Source organism: Pedobacter sp. SAFR-022, assembly GCF_051965375.1.
Taxonomy (GTDB): domain Bacteria; phylum Bacteroidota; class Bacteroidia; order Sphingobacteriales; family Sphingobacteriaceae; genus Pedobacter.
In genome coordinates this window covers 535443-550012 of sequence record NZ_JBQCME010000001.1, presented here as the reverse complement: position 1 = coordinate 550012, position 14570 = coordinate 535443, and the positions used below count along the sequence as shown (strand labels likewise).

Sequence of the window (14570 nt, the reverse complement as noted above, 5' to 3'; positions counted from 1 at the left end):
TGGGGTAGCTTGCTTAGGCTGCCCAATATTACTGAATCATATTCTTGAATAATGAAGATAGCCCTTGCTCAGCTGAATTACCAGATCGGTAATTTTGAATTGAATACGAAGAAGATCATTGAAAGCCTGGAAAAAGGAAAGGCAGCAGGTGCCGACCTGGTGGTGTTTGCGGAACTGGCCCTCTGCGGTTATCCGCCCCGCGATTTCCTGGAGTTTGATGAGTTTATAGAGCTTTGTGAGCAATCTGCACAAGAGATTGCTGCACATACACAGGATATTGCTTGTATCATCGGCTTACCGGTAAAGAATCCGCAGGTCGCAGGAAAAGATCTTTTCAACGCTGCGTATTTTATAGAAAAAGGGGAGGTAAAGGCTGTAATTAAAAAGGCTTTGCTTCCAAACTATGATATTTTTGATGAATACCGCTATTTTGAACCTGCGCTTACGTTCGATTGTGTCGAATTTATGGGGCACAAAATTGCGGTGACCATCTGTGAGGACTTGTGGAACATCAATGATAATCCGCTTTACGTGTCTAATCCGATGGATGAACTGATCAAGCAGCAGCCTTCGCTGATGATCAACATCGCGGCTTCGCCATTCTCTTACCTGCACGATGATGAACGGGTAGAGATCCTGGCGGGTAACGCAAAACAGTACCAGCTGCCCTTGCTGTATGTGAACCAGGTTGGTGCACAAACGGAGATCATCTTTGATGGCGGTTCATTAGCCTTTGATCAGGCGGGCAACCTGCTGGATGAAATGGCATACTTCAAGGAAGATTTTAAAGTTTACGAGTTTGACGGTAAGGGTCTTGTAGGGCTGCAGCAAATTGAACACCAGGCGCTGCCTGACGTGGCACAGATCCATGATGCGCTGATTCTGGGTATACAGGACTACTTTAAGAAATCTGGCTTCAGTAAAGCTGTATTGGGATTGTCTGGCGGTATCGATTCGGCAATTGTTTGCGCACTGGCCTGTCGTGCTTTAGGGCCGGAGAACGTGATGGCGGTATTGATGCCTTCGAAATATTCTACGGATCATTCCATAGATGATGCGATGGACCTGGTGAACAACATTGGCTGTATGCATGAGGTGATTCCGATTAAGGATGCTGCGGATGCCTTTGATCAAATGATGGCACCTGTGTTTAAGGATCTGCCGTTTAACGTAACGGAAGAGAACATTCAGGCCCGCTGCCGCGGTATTATCGTGATGGCGATGTCTAACAAGTTCGGCTATATCGTATTGAACACCTCGAATAAGAGTGAGTGTGCGGTGGGCTATGGCACTTTGTATGGCGATATGTGCGGTGCTATTGGTGTGATTGGGGATGTATATAAAACGCAGATCTTCCAACTGGCAAGATATATCAACAAAGACCGTGAAATTATCCCGGAAAATACGATTGTAAAACCACCTTCGGCAGAGCTTAGACCAGACCAGAAAGACTCGGATTCTTTGCCGGATTATGATCAGCTGGACAGGATCCTGCAGTTGTACATTGAGCAGCGGCAATCGTCGAGAGCGATCATTGCACAAGGTTTCGATGAAGCGCTGGTGCGCAAGGTGATCAAGATGGTGAACAATGCGGAGTTTAAGCGCTACCAGACCCCGCCAATTTTGCGGGTGTCGCCAAAAGCTTTTGGTATGGGCAGAAGGATGCCGCTTACCGGTAAATACCTTTCTTAGAGCATCCCTGATGCTTTTAAAAGAAAAAGGATAAGCGTTTGCTTATCCTTTTTCTTTTGGGGTGTATTTGATTAAGCTTGTTTTGGCTTCAGCGCCCTTTTACGTCTGTAATCCTGTACAGGAATGATGAAGATCATCACAATGCCGATGAAGCTGGCCAGAACTGCTATAATATCTCCGTTTTTGGTGTAGAAGGTGATATCGCTGTTCAGGTTGATGTCTGCTTTAAGCGCGGTTGCTACCCACCATTTACTGCGTTTGGTGATGTCGCCGCGTTGGTCGATGAAAGCGGAAATACCGGTGTTTGCCGAACGCACCACCCATCTTCGGTTTTCAATGGCTCTTAATTTTGCGTACAGCAGGTGCTGTTCTTTACCGGAAGTATTACCCCACCAGGCATCGTTGGTGATGACACCGATGAACTGCGCACCATCTTTTACGGAGCGGCGCACCCAGTCACCCCAGATGGATTCATAGCAGATCACGGGATCTACACCCACACCGTTCTGGGAAAAGAATACGCCAGGTTCTTCCTGCCAGCCATAGCCACCGACGCTACCGCCAAGTTCGGAGAATATCGGTGCCAGAAAGGCCAGTGCCGTTGGGAAGGGCATCTGTTCTACACCTGGTACCAGTTTGGATTTATGGTAAAACTGTACGTTGGATGAATTTTCAACCTGTATGGCTGCGTTGTAGTTGTCGTAATAAATACCACTTTCATAATCCTTTTTGGCGCTTATCGTGCGCTGGTCGTTGTATTTGTTTAAAGTTTCAATACCTGTGATCAGGTTTCCGTTCTTGTATTTCGATATGAATGCGCGCATGGTGGCGTATTCGCGGCTGTCGCGGATCGTTTCTTCTTCGCTGTACTGTGCCACGGCGGTTTCCGGCCATAAGAAGTATTCTGTATTGGGTTGTGCAACGGAGTCCGACAGATGGGTCAGAATACGCATCTGCTCTGCCACCGGAAGATCGCCCAGTTTCTTGTAGGGATCTATGTTGGGTTGCACCGTTACCACGTTTACCGGCATGCTTTTCTCTTCATAGCTGAAGTAGCGGCTCAGCGAAATGGCCATGGGTATGATAATCAGGATCAGCCAGAAGATCCCGAGCCTGTAACCGGGGTAACCTTTATAGGCTTTGTATGCTTTAAAGGCTTCAAAAGCCATGATGTTGCTCAATAATATCCAGAGGGAACCGCCGTAAACACCGGTATATTCATACCATTGCACCAATTGGTGCATGCTGGCGAATCCATTACCCAGGGTCATCCATGGAAAGGCAAGGTCCCAGCTCTGGTGCAGATACTCCATGCCGATGTAGAAACAGATCAGTCCAAGATAAGCGATCCTGCGGCTGCTGAGCTGCGCCAAGCGAAAGTACAGCCAGAAGGCGGTGGTCATGAGCAATGCGCCCAATCCAAAAGGAATGAGGCTAACCAGAAATGCCGTGATTGGGTCATTGTAAGCTACAATGGCGTTGTACACCCAGTAGATGCTGGCGGTATTCCAGAGCAGGAAGGTCAATCCTGCGGTTCTGAAGATGCGTTTACTGGTTTCAGGCTGCCCATCTTTACATATCGCCTGTAAGGCGATAAACAGGGGCACCAGGCCAATAAGTAATAGCGGAGCGGTAAACGGGATGGGCGGCCATGCCAGCCACATGAGGAAAGCGCTGAGCACTGCCAGCAGGTACGTTTGTTTTTGCGTCATTTATCTTAAAAGCTATCCAGAATACTTGCTTTTTTAGCTTCGTATTCTTCGAGGGTAATCAGCTGTTTATCGTACAGGGACTTTAGTTTACGCAGTTTCAGCGTGGTTTCGTCTTCAGGCTCTTCAACAGGCGCTGCAGCAGGGGCAGGGGGCTGAGAGGTACCTGGTACCGATGGTATCGTTTGCTCCGGCTGCGCCTCGGTAGGAAAACCGTTTGTGGTATTACCAGCAGCAGGCAGTTCCGCATTTTCAACAATTACAGCTTCTTCAAACTGCTCAGTGTCCTGGAATAAAGGTCCTTTTGCTGCTTCCTTGATGCCTTGAGTTTCGCGGGCCAACAGCAATGCTTGTTCTTTATAGAGCTCCAATTGCTCAGAAGTAACCTGGTATAACTTTCTGGCCTGCACTTTCGGGATGAAGTCGGTGACCAGCGGTACGCCCTGAACCGGGGTGCAGGTGAATTTAGCGCCAAACAACTCTTCTTTGAAGGAAACCTCATGAATGCTCTTCCAGGAAATGTCTTTGAAGTTCATGGTAATGCCCAGGTTGCCTGGTTCGCAGTAGAAAATGCGTTTGTTGGTTACGGCAATGCAGTCGGGTAACAAGTTCACAGCAGGTTTCTTCTGTACGGCAATGTAAAGCAGTTCTTCGTTGCTGCTCAGCATGTCGGTAAGTTTTCCAAGGACTTTATCTATAGCTTTCGGGTCTTGTTCATCAAGCAGAAATTTATCAGGTATCATCATGGTGGTCTGTGTGTTTATTTGTAGTCTTTATCCTTTGATTTGCTCTTTTTTTCTTCAGGTTTTCCTGCTACACAAATTACGAATTCTCCTTTCAGGATATTGTTTGTGAAGTGTGATTTTATTTCAGCAATGCTGCCCCGGACGGTTTCTTCATACATCTTGGTAAGCTCGCGGCTTACAGATGCCTGGCGGTCTTCACCGAAGTATTCTTCGAATTCTTCAAGCGTTTTCAGCAGGCGGTGGGGACTTTCGTAAAGCACCATGGTGCGTTCTTCTTCGGCAAGCTTTTTAAGGCGCGTCTGCCGGCCCTTCTTCACCGGCAGGAAGCCTTCGAATACAAAGGCATCTGTGGGTAATCCAGAGTTGACCAGCGCCGGCACGAAGGCTGTGGCACCCGGTAAACATTCTATGGCAATGCCTTCTTTGAGGACCTCCCTGGATAGGAAGAAACCAGGGTCTGATATCGCAGGTGTACCGGCATCGGAGATCAGCGCCACCAGCTTGCCTTCCTTTAAAAACCGGATGATCTCTGAGGTCGCTTTATGCTCGTTATGCTGGTGGTGGGAGTAGGCCTTTTTGTCTATGCCGAAGTGTTTTAGTAGTGGTGCACTGGTGCGGGTATCTTCGGCTAAAATGACATCAGCTTCCTTCAAAATGCGGATGGCCCTGAAGGTCATATCTTCCAGGTTGCCGATGGGTGTAGGCACCAGAAATAGCTTACCAAACGTATTATTCTCCAAACTCTTGTTATCTTTGGTAAAAAAATAATTAATAATGCTGCAAGTTAACTATATCCGTGATAATAGAGAGAAAGTTTTAGAACGCTTAAGTGTACGTAATTTCAAACAGACTGAAGTGGTAGATCAGATCATTCAGCTGGATGAGGAGCGTAAACAAACCCAAACTTCCCTGGATCAGATATCGGCTATAGCAAACTCCAGCGCACGCCAGATCGGTGAGCTGATGCGTACCGGTAAAAAAGAAGAGGCGGAAGCCTTGAAAGCACAGACCGGCAGCAACAAAGAGCAGATCAAAAGCCTGTCTGAGCAACTGACGGACATTGAAGCACGTTTATTCAACCTGATCGTGCAAGTGCCGAACCTCCCGAATGACTTGGTGAAAGCCGGCACAACCGCGGATGACAATGAAGTGGTTTCCCTGCATGGTGAACCTGCTGCATTGCCTGAAGGTGCTTTGCCGCACTGGGAGCTTGCTGCAAAGTATGACATCATCGACTTCGAACTGGGGGTAAAGATCACAGGTGCTGGTTTCCCGGTTTACAAGGGTAAAGGTGCGCGCTTACAACGCGCGTTGATCAACTTCTTCCTGGACCATGCTACCGCTGCGGGTTACCGCGAAGTACAGGTGCCGCACATGGTGAACGAGGCTTCAGGCTTCGGAACCGGGCAGCTGCCGGATAAAGAAGGCCAGATGTACCATGCGGGTATGGACAACCTGTACCTGATCCCGACGGCGGAGGTTCCGGTGACCAACCTTTACCGTGATGTGATCCTTAAAGAAGAAGAATTACCTGTTAAGCATACGGCATATACACCATGTTTCCGCCGCGAAGCGGGTTCTTATGGTGCACATGTGCGCGGCCTGAACCGACTGCACCAGTTTGACAAGGTAGAGGTGGTACAGATCGTTCACCCATCTAAATCATACGAAGTGCTTGAAGAGATGAGCAGCTATGTTCAAAGTCTGCTTCAGGAACTTGGTCTGCATTACCGCGTATTACGTCTGTGTGGAGGTGATATGGGCTTTACTTCTGCAATGACCTACGACATGGAGGTTTGGAGTGCAGCGCAACAGCGTTGGTTGGAGGTGTCTTCTGTGTCTAACTTCGAGACCTACCAGGCAAATCGTCTGAAGCTGCGTTTTAAGGGCCCGAGCGGAAAAACACAGCTTGCACATACGCTGAATGGTAGTGCCTTGGCATTGCCTCGGATTGTGGCTTCTATTCTTGAAAATAATCAAACAGATAAAGGGATCAAGATCCCGGAGGCATTGGTGAAATATACAGGCTTCGAGTATATCGACTAAGTGTCCTGCAACGAAAAAAGCCCCTGTTGGATGTTCCAGCAGGGGCTTTTTTAAGAGGTAGATGATTATAAGATCAGGATAAGTACCAGAACGATGATGATAATTGCTCCTACAGAAAGGTAAACACCTCCACCCATTGCACGGGCTTGGTTTTTCATTTCTTTAAGTTCTTTACGTAATGCTTTTCTTTCTGATTTAGAAAGGTCCGATTTGTCCATGTTTTTAATCTCTTCCACACGGTCGGTAATTCTTTTCAACTGCACCTGTTGTTCAGCGGTAAGCTCAACTTTGTCCTTACGGTCTGCAGCCATGGTTGGGTTTGCACTAAATCCTAAGATAAATACAAGCGCTAAAGCGTAAACTAATTTTTTCATATGATTTCGTTTTAATTAACTCGCTAAGAACAAAAAACCTACCAAAAAATCAGTGCGCTCAAAATAGCCCGCTAAAGTGGTCGCCTTACTGCCCGGAATAGGTCGTAAATGCAAAAGGCAGTGTGACCTGCCTTTTATAATTTGATTGCCTAAAGATTAATAGTTTAGCTGATCTACAGGCTTAGGTTGTCTAGTCTACTAAACAATTATTTAATCTCAAATACTGCGTTGATGGTATAGCTGAGTTTAATTTGCTTGAAGTCGATCTCTGCAGCGGATTCCATATCTGCTGCGGCAGATTTCATCATCATGGTATTTGCCCGATAAGCTTGTGGGAACACTTCATTATTGATCTCCTGAATATCCAGGGCACTGCCCAGCTTATCACCTAAAGACTCTACCAGGAAGGTTGCTTTCTGCTTCGCATTCTGCAGGGCCTTCACTTTAAGCTCCAGCTTCAGTCGCTCGATCTTAGAGTAGTCATAGCTTTCAATGTTCGTGTAGGCGATGCCTTTAGGGTCAATAGCAGCAATGATGTCGTTGTACCTGTTTAGGTCGTTCACCTTCAGGCGGTATTGCTTACTGGCTAGAAATTCCGGGTTCTTCTTCTTATCACGGGTGGCGTAAGCAGAGAGGCTGTTTACCGTAAGGCTTTCTTTAGGAAGACCGGCTTGTTGTACTGCACGGAACAGTTGATTTTCCAGCGTGGTTATTTCTATTCTGTTCTTACTGTTATTGTCCTTGAAGTACTCTTTAAGCGAGATACCTACGTAGATGATGTCGGGGGTGACTTCAGATTCGGCAACGCCGCTCACGGTGATCTTCTTACGAAGGTCTACTTGTTGTGCAACAGCGCTCAGGGAAAAAAAGGCAACAAAGGCCAGGGCAAATAGCTTTTTCATATGTTGTGTGTTTATCTGTTAAACGCAGCAAGATATGAAAATGCTACATGCCCGGCTTTATTAGTCCTCGACGATCTCGTTATTGATGCCGATTTCTTCAACAACTTCTTCTTTGAAGTAATGGCTTTGAAAGATCATGATCAGCACAACACCTACAGATATCGCTGCATCTGCAATGTTGAATACTGGTCTGAAAAAGATGTAATCTTCTCCGCCCCAGATGGGCACCCATTCAGGGAATACACCTTCCAGTATTGGGAAGTATAACATATCGACTACACGGCCATGAAAAAGGCCCGCATAGTTCCAAATCACACCGTAAAATACCGAATCAATGATATTACCCAGTGCACCGGCAAAGATGAGGGCTACATTAAGGATGAGCCCTCTGTGGTACTTGTGTCGGATTAAATAGTGCAGACCGTAGCCGATACCGCCTACAGCTGCAATTCTGAATAAGGATAAAGCCAGCTTACCGAACTCCCCGCCAAATTCCAATCCAAAGGCCATTCCATTATTTTCAGTGTAATGAATGATAAACCATTCTCCAAGAATGTTGAACTCCTGACCCATAGACATATTGGTCTTGATCCAAATCTTAGAAGCCTGGTCAATAAGTAATACTAAAAATATTATTAATAAAGGTTTAGTATAGCCTTTCATTACGCCTGCTTCAGTTTTGCTTCCATGCTAAGTGTTGCATGTGGCACAGCCATTAAGCGCTCTTTCTGAATTAATTTACCTGTCTCACGACAAATGCCGTAAGTTTTGTTCTCGATACGCACCAATGCATTCTCCAGGTTATCGATAAATTTCTTCTGGCGTGCTGCCAATTGGTTTAATTGTTCTTTCTCCAGGGTTGCTGAACCATCTTCCAGCGTTTTGTAAGTACCTGATGTATCTTCAGTTCCGTTTGAGTTCGGGCTGCTTAGCGAGTTGCTTAATGACAAGAATTCCTCTCTGGCCATACGTAACTTCTCCTGGATCAATGTTTTGAATTCCTGAAGTTCGCTGTCTGAATACCTTGTCTTCGTAGTCTTTTCCATTATTTTATTTTTTAATTAACAAAATTTGTAGTTCAACGTCATCTATCACTGTTTTGTTTCCATCAACCAGGTTATCTGCTAATATAAGATCATCTGCCAGAATTTCCGAACAAATGTATTCCTTATTTTGCGTCAGCGCTGTTGCTATCAAATCGTGTTTTTGTACTTCCACACGAATCCTGTCGGTAACTTCAAATCCAAGTTCCTTGCGCAGGTTCTGAATCCTGTTGATCAGCTCCCTGGATAAACCTTCCTGCTTAAGCGCAGGCGTGATGGTCACGTCCAATGCTACGGTTAGTTTACCCATGTTGGATACCTGCCATCCAGGAATATCCTCGGCAATGATCTCCAGATCAGCAGTAGAGATCATAAAGCTCTGGTCCTGAACCTTGATTTCGATCTCACCATTTGCTTCAAGCGTGTTAATGCTTTTCTGATCCAGGCCGGTGATGGCTTCCGCAACTTGCTTCATGCTCTTTCCAACTTTAGGACCTAAAGCCTTAAAGTTCGGCTTGATCTTCTTGGTGATGAACCCAACGGTATCGGTGATGTACTCGATATCCTTGATATTGGTTTCTGAAAGGATCAAATCTTTAACCAGGTCAATACGTGCAGCAAGCTGCTGATCCAATACCGGGATTAAGATCTTCGCTAAAGGCTGACGAACATTGATGGCCGATTTCTTTCTTAGTCCAAGGACCATAGAAGAGATGTTCTGTGCCAGCTCCATGCGGGCATTCAGTTCCAGGTCGATCAGCGATTCATCTGCAGCCTTCCAGAAGGTCAGGTGTACGGATTCCGCAGGTTGATCTTCTGAAACGGTCAGGTTCTGGTACAACCAGTCGGCGAAGAATGGCGCAATAGGCGACATCATTTGCGCGATGCTGGTCAAGCAGGTGTACAAGGTCTCGTAAGCGGCCTTTTTATCTGCGGTCATCTCACCTTTCCAGAAGCGGCGGCGCGATAAACGGATGTACCAGTTGCTCAAATGCTCATCTACGAAGGTCTGGATTGCCCGTGCTGCTCTGGTCGGCTCGTAAGTATTGAAACTTTCATCTACCTCGGCAACCAAGGTCTGTAACAAGGAAAGGATCCAGCGGTCCAGCTCGCTGCGTTCAGCTACTGGCGTCTGGTTATCTTTATCCAGCACAAACTTGTCGATGTTTGCATATAACGCAAAGAACGAGTAGGTGTTGTATAAGGTTCCGAAGAACTTACGGCGTACCTCATCCAGTCCGTCTATATTGAACTTCAGGTTATCCCATGGGGATGCATTGCTGATCATGTACCAGCGGGTGGCATCAGCGCTGTAAGTAGAAATCGTGCTGAAAGGATCGACACCGTTACCAAGACGTTTAGACATCTTGTTACCATTCTTATCCAGTACCAGTCCGTTCGAAACTACGCTCTTGAAAGCGACACCTGGGTTGCCAACACGTTCGTTGATGGCTTTAATCTCCTCACTGGTTTCACTCAGCATCACCGCTATGGCGTGTAAGGTAAAGAACCAGCCACGGGTTTGATCCACACCTTCTGCGATAAAGTCAGCAGGGTAGGCGTTCTCAAACGCTTCTTTATTTTCAAATGGGAAGTGCCATTGCGCATAAGGCATGGCGCCGCTGTCGAACCATACGTCGATCAGATCGGCTTCCCGTCTCATCTTGCGACCAGTAGGTGATACCAGGATCACATCATCCACATACGGGCGGTGCATATCCTTAAGCTCAAAACTCGCGTCCATGAAACCCGCTTCAACAGATTTCTGGATTTCGCTGTTTAGTTCAGCAATAGAGCCAATGCATAACTCTTCCTGACCGTCCTCTGTGCGCCAGATCGGAAGTGGGGTACCCCAGTATCTCGAGCGTGAAAGGTTCCAGTCTACCAGGTTCTCCAGCCAGTTACCGAAACGACCGGTGCCTGTAGCTTCTGGCTTCCAGTTTATGCCTTTATTCAGTTCAACAAGTTTCTCCTTAACGGCTGTAGTTTTAATAAACCAGCTATCCAAAGGATAATACAATACTGGTTTATCAGTTCTCCAGCAGTGCGGATAACTGTGTTCATATTTCTTTACATCAAATGCTTTGTTGTCTTCTTTAAGCTTGATCGCGATCAGTACATCAGTTGATTTGAAATCTGCTGCATGACGTTCTTCATCGCTGTAGAACTCCTCTTTCACAAAACGGCCAGCGAAGTCCGTTACTTCATCAACAAACTTACCCTGTTTATTCACCAAAGGCAGTTCATTGCCGTAAGCATCCTTAACCATCACTGCAGGCACACCACTTTCACGGGCAACCCTGAAATCGTCTGCACCAAAGGCGGAAGCGATATGTACGATACCCGTACCATCTTCCGTGGTTACATAATCCGCAGGGATCACGCGGAAAGCTTTCTCTTTCAGCTCATCCGAAGTCACGTAATCCATCAGCTGGTGGTAGCGCAGACCAACAAGCTCCTTGCCGGTAAACTCCGCTGCAATTTGCCAAGGAACTAGCTTGTCACCACCTTTATAGTTTTCAAAGGATAGGCCTTGCGCATCTTTTTTGAAGTGTTTGCCAACAAGATCTTTCGCAACCACCACACTTACCGGAAGGTAGGTGTAAGGATTGAACGTTTTCACTTTCACGTAGCTGATCTTTTCGCCAACCGCTAAAGCACCGTTAGACGGTAAAGTCCAAGGTGTGGTTGTCCAGGCAATGATTGCCGTTTCTTCCGCATCATCTTCAAACAACACCGGCGTCAGTGGATGATCCTGATCTTTTTTCAGGAAGAACTGTGCGGTGATGGAAGTATCCTTAAGCATCTTGTAAGTGCCAGGCTGATTCAGCTCATGCGAGCTCAGGCCGGTACCAGCAGCAGGTGAATAAGGTTGTATGGTGTAGCCCTTATAGATCAAACCTTTCTCGTAGAAAGATTTTAAGATCCACCAAAGGGTTTCAATGTATTCGTTTTGGTAAGTGATATACGGATTTTCAAGGTCTACCCAATAGCCCATTTTTTCGGTCAGGTCATTCCATACATCGGTGTACTTCATCACCTCTTCCTTACAAGCCGCATTGTATTCTTCTACGGTAATTTTTTTACCGATATCTTCCTTGGTGATGCCGAGTTTTTTCTCCACAGCAAGCTCAATGGGCAAGCCATGGGTGTCCCAGCCACCTTTACGTTTCACCTGAAAACCTTTAAGGGTTTTATAGCGGCAAAAGATGTCTTTTATTGCACGGCCCATTACGTGGTGTATGCCAGGCATACCGTTGGCCGAAGGGGGTCCTTCAAAAAAAGTAAAAGGCTGCGTTTCAGGTCTTGTCGAAATGCTCTTCTCGAAGATTTGTTCTTTCTTCCAAAACGCCAGTATTTCTTCTCCTATTTTAGCTAGTTCCAGTTGTTTAAATTCCCTATACATCAATCCAGTATCTCCAAAAAATTAAGGATGCAAAGTTAAGCTTTTGTATTTAAAAACGGTATCCTTAGTGTTAAATATCAAGCATTTTACGCCTTGGATTGATTTTTGTGCAATGTGTTTCACAGGAATTATTAATTTATACCAAAAACACCATGATTAAAGTTCTCAAACTTCAGAAAGCTGTAATTGCCATTATCCTCGGAATCATTTCTCTTGTCGTATATCTGCTGCTTAGAGAACAGAAGGAAGATGTTGCAGTGTACTTTTTAGAAGCTTCGGGATTGCTTTTTATTCTTGGTGCCCTGATGTTTCTTTATCCAATCCTCTTCGCTAAAAAAGATGGAGATGGGGCTGTACAGCTTAACCCGGAGATCGATCCAAATTTACCTGACCCAGATGCGCCGGCAAACGAGCCAATTCGTCCGTGAAAAAGTGTGAAAACTTAATTTTTATTACTCGCTTTTTAATCAATATGCGCCTCAAAACTGAAGTAGTCATTTGCCAGACCTAACTTTGCCTCACATCAACCAACAACGATATGAAATTGAATTTCAAAACAGGCCTCACATTGGCTTTGTTGTGCGCTACTGCATTGTTCTCCTGTAAGAAAGATCAGGATGAGTTTATACCCGGACCCGAAAAAGCAACTTTGGTTTTAAGCGGAGAGATAACGAAAAATACGGAGCTTACTCCGGATAATAATTATGTTCTAAAAGGAAGAGTGTTCGTAAAGGGTAATGTCGCTTTAACCATCGCTGCAGGTACAACCATTATGGTTGAACCGGCGGAAAAAATGGAAGATAAAGGTGCTTTGATCATTACACGTGGTGCAAAGATCAATGTGAATGGCGACGTTGAAAAACCTGTTGTTTTTACCTCCGCTGCAGCTAAGCCTGCGCCGGGCGATTGGGTAGGCCTAATCGTTTTAGGTAAAGCAGCTACAAACGGTGCTGGTGGTGTAATGCATATCGCCGGAATGGAAGAAACACCTGATACTGAATTTGGTGGCGTTGAAGAAAATGACAATTCCGGTTCCATTAAGTTCCTTCGCCTGGAATACACCGGTGCTTTAAACCCTGAAAACGAAGAAGAGTGGGCAATCGACCATGCCAGCGGACTAATGCTTGGTGGTGTTGGATCAGGAACTACCCTGGAAAACGTGATGGTGAAACACTCCAGAGATGACGGATTCCAGTTCGTAGGCGGTAAAGTAAACGGCAAATTCCTGATCTCTTACGACAATGGTGATGACAACTTCGACTTTGATCGTGGTTATACTGGTCGTCTGCAGTTCGTCATTTCTTACCGTCCTTCGGCATCAAAAGCAGGTATCCGGGCAAACGGTGTAGAGAGCCTGAACGATAAAGATGCCACTGAAGTACTACCATACACCCACCCGGTGATCTCGAACATGACCATCATCGGCCCTGCGGAAGCGCAACCCGAAACGGACCAAAGTCAAGGCGTGTACATTCGCAAGAACACCAGGTTCACGATCCAGAACTCCATCATCGCTGGTTATACCTATGGCGGCTTGATGTTATGTCCAAAAACCAAACCTTATCTGGTAGACAACTCCGTTCAAGAGAATTCTGAGTTCAGATACAATCTGGTTAACGCAGACAATGAAGCCTGGGCATTTAACTTCGATAGCGGTCCTTCAGGGGTAATCATAAACCCAGATGCCGATGTTGCCAACTGGGCCACGCAAACTGGAAATAAGACTACGAAAACCCGTGCAAATAACAACGAGTTGATCACCGACATCGCTGGTTACATGTTTGGTGGCTTGTATCAGGCAGGTGCTGCACCAGACTTCAGACCACAGGTTGGTTCGCCGGCGCTTAAGGGCGCTAACTTCAGCAGCGTTGGAAAAAACAAGGATATGAACGACATGTCTCCGGTAACCTATCGCGGTGCGCTTGGCACAACAGATTCCTGGGCAAACACTGGCAGCTGGGCAAACTGGGACTAGGGGAAAAATACTGATTTAGAGGTATTTGTACTTAATTTTAGGCCTTTCAGCGGATTATGTTAAACATTTTTACAGGTTTTTTGGTACTGGATAATGGAAATATAATAACCTGAAAAACAAACTAATATTAACCGAAAACCTAGAAAACAATGAAATTTAAAGCCTTAATGACTCTTGCATTTACCGGGATGGTCTTTGCAGCATGTAGTTCGAACAACAATGGTGAAGGAAGTGGTGATTCAACATCAATGGATACTTCCATGATGGATACCACCATGTCCGACACAAGTATGATGGACACTTCAAATACCGGCACAATGGGCTCTGGTGGTGCATCAGGAACAGGAACAAGTACTAGCGGATCAAGCACTGGCGGAACAGGCTCAGGTACTGGTGGTACAGGTAGTGGTACAACAACCGGCAGCGGTACTGGCGGCGGCGGCAGCAGTACAGGTACAGGCAGTGGTTCTGGTTCTGGAACTACCGGTGGTGCAGGTACTGGTACAGGATCTGGAACGGGCAGTGGAACCTCTACTGGTGGAACAACCGGCGGATCTGGTTCTGGAACAACAACCCCTCCGGGACAATAAGAAACCTAAAAGCCTACCATATAAAAGCCTGCGCAGATATGTGCAGGCTTTTTTCATTATACAACTGCCAATCAATAGTAGGAAGAT

13 protein-coding genes are annotated in these 14570 nt (G+C 46.1%); 5 read left to right on the top strand and 8 right to left on the bottom strand.

The genetic code is table 11. The features are described 5' to 3' along the window. Positions 1-51: 51 nt before the first annotated feature. Complete coding sequence (locus ACTHQF_RS02380) at positions 52-1692, top strand: NAD+ synthase (protein WP_440428244.1); 1641 nt, start codon at positions 52-54, stop codon at positions 1690-1692. 71 nt (positions 1693-1763) lie between these two features. Here the strand turns inward: ACTHQF_RS02380 and lnt are convergent, their stop codons facing one another. The 3 genes from lnt to rsmI are packed head-to-tail and all read right to left on the bottom strand — an operon-like array spanning position 1764 to position 4887. Continuing rightward, a complete protein-coding gene (gene lnt / locus ACTHQF_RS02375) occupies positions 1764-3404 on the bottom strand; it encodes an apolipoprotein N-acyltransferase (protein ID WP_440428243.1) in 1641 nt (546 codons plus the stop codon). Positions 3405-3409: 5 nt separating this feature from the next. Continuing rightward, positions 3410-4147, bottom strand: a complete 738-nt coding sequence (locus ACTHQF_RS02370; protein WP_440428242.1) for a PH domain-containing protein — start codon at positions 4145-4147, stop codon at positions 3410-3412. 14 nt (positions 4148-4161) lie between these two features. After that, positions 4162-4887: a 16S rRNA (cytidine(1402)-2'-O)-methyltransferase gene (gene rsmI / locus ACTHQF_RS02365; protein WP_440428241.1), complete on the bottom strand. Its 726-nt coding sequence runs from the start codon at positions 4885-4887 to the stop codon at positions 4162-4164. A gap of 34 nt (positions 4888-4921) precedes the next feature. Here rsmI and serS point away from each other — a divergent pair, with 34 nt between their 5' ends. Further along, positions 4922-6193, top strand: a complete 1272-nt coding sequence (gene serS, locus ACTHQF_RS02360) for a serine--tRNA ligase (RefSeq protein WP_440428240.1) — start codon at positions 4922-4924, stop codon at positions 6191-6193. 65 nt (positions 6194-6258) lie between these two features. Here the strand turns inward: serS and ACTHQF_RS02355 are convergent, their stop codons facing one another. The 5 genes from ACTHQF_RS02355 to ileS all read right to left on the bottom strand — a co-directional run bounded on the left by ACTHQF_RS02355 (position 6259) and on the right by ileS (position 11918). Next, positions 6259-6567: a hypothetical protein gene (locus ACTHQF_RS02355; protein ID WP_440428239.1), complete on the bottom strand. Its 309-nt coding sequence runs from the start codon at positions 6565-6567 to the stop codon at positions 6259-6261. Between the two features lie 206 nt (positions 6568-6773). Beyond that, positions 6774-7469, bottom strand: a complete 696-nt coding sequence (locus ACTHQF_RS02350) for an SIMPL domain-containing protein (protein ID WP_440428238.1) — start codon at positions 7467-7469, stop codon at positions 6774-6776. A gap of 60 nt (positions 7470-7529) precedes the next feature. Further along, positions 7530-8132 (bottom strand): lipoprotein signal peptidase, encoded by a 603-nt coding sequence (locus tag ACTHQF_RS02345; protein ID WP_440428237.1) that lies wholly within the window; start codon positions 8130-8132, stop codon positions 7530-7532. Further along, complete coding sequence (locus ACTHQF_RS02340; RefSeq protein ID WP_440428236.1) at positions 8132-8515, bottom strand: TraR/DksA family transcriptional regulator; 384 nt, start codon at positions 8513-8515, stop codon at positions 8132-8134. The genes ACTHQF_RS02345 and ACTHQF_RS02340 overlap by 1 nt, the downstream gene beginning before the upstream one ends. Positions 8516-8519: 4 nt before the next feature. After that, positions 8520-11918, bottom strand: coding sequence for an isoleucine--tRNA ligase (gene ileS, locus ACTHQF_RS02335; RefSeq protein WP_440428235.1), 3399 nt, complete (start codon positions 11916-11918; stop codon positions 8520-8522). A 152-nt stretch (positions 11919-12070) separates the two neighbouring features. On the opposite strand from ileS, the gene ACTHQF_RS02330 reads away from it, so the two are divergent. The 3 genes from ACTHQF_RS02330 to ACTHQF_RS02320 all read left to right on the top strand — a co-directional run bounded on the left by ACTHQF_RS02330 (position 12071) and on the right by ACTHQF_RS02320 (position 14483). After that, a complete protein-coding gene (locus ACTHQF_RS02330) occupies positions 12071-12346 on the top strand; it encodes an isoleucyl-tRNA synthetase (RefSeq protein ID WP_440428234.1) in 276 nt (91 codons plus the stop codon). 110 nt (positions 12347-12456) lie between these two features. Further along, the gene (locus tag ACTHQF_RS02325; protein WP_440428233.1) at positions 12457-13893 is read left to right on the top strand and encodes a hypothetical protein; all 1437 of its coding nucleotides are present in this window, start codon (positions 12457-12459) and stop codon (positions 13891-13893) included. A 149-nt stretch (positions 13894-14042) separates the two neighbouring features. Beyond that, positions 14043-14483, top strand: a complete 441-nt coding sequence (locus ACTHQF_RS02320) for a hypothetical protein (RefSeq protein WP_440428232.1) — start codon at positions 14043-14045, stop codon at positions 14481-14483. The last annotated feature ends 87 nt before the right edge of the window (positions 14484-14570 follow it).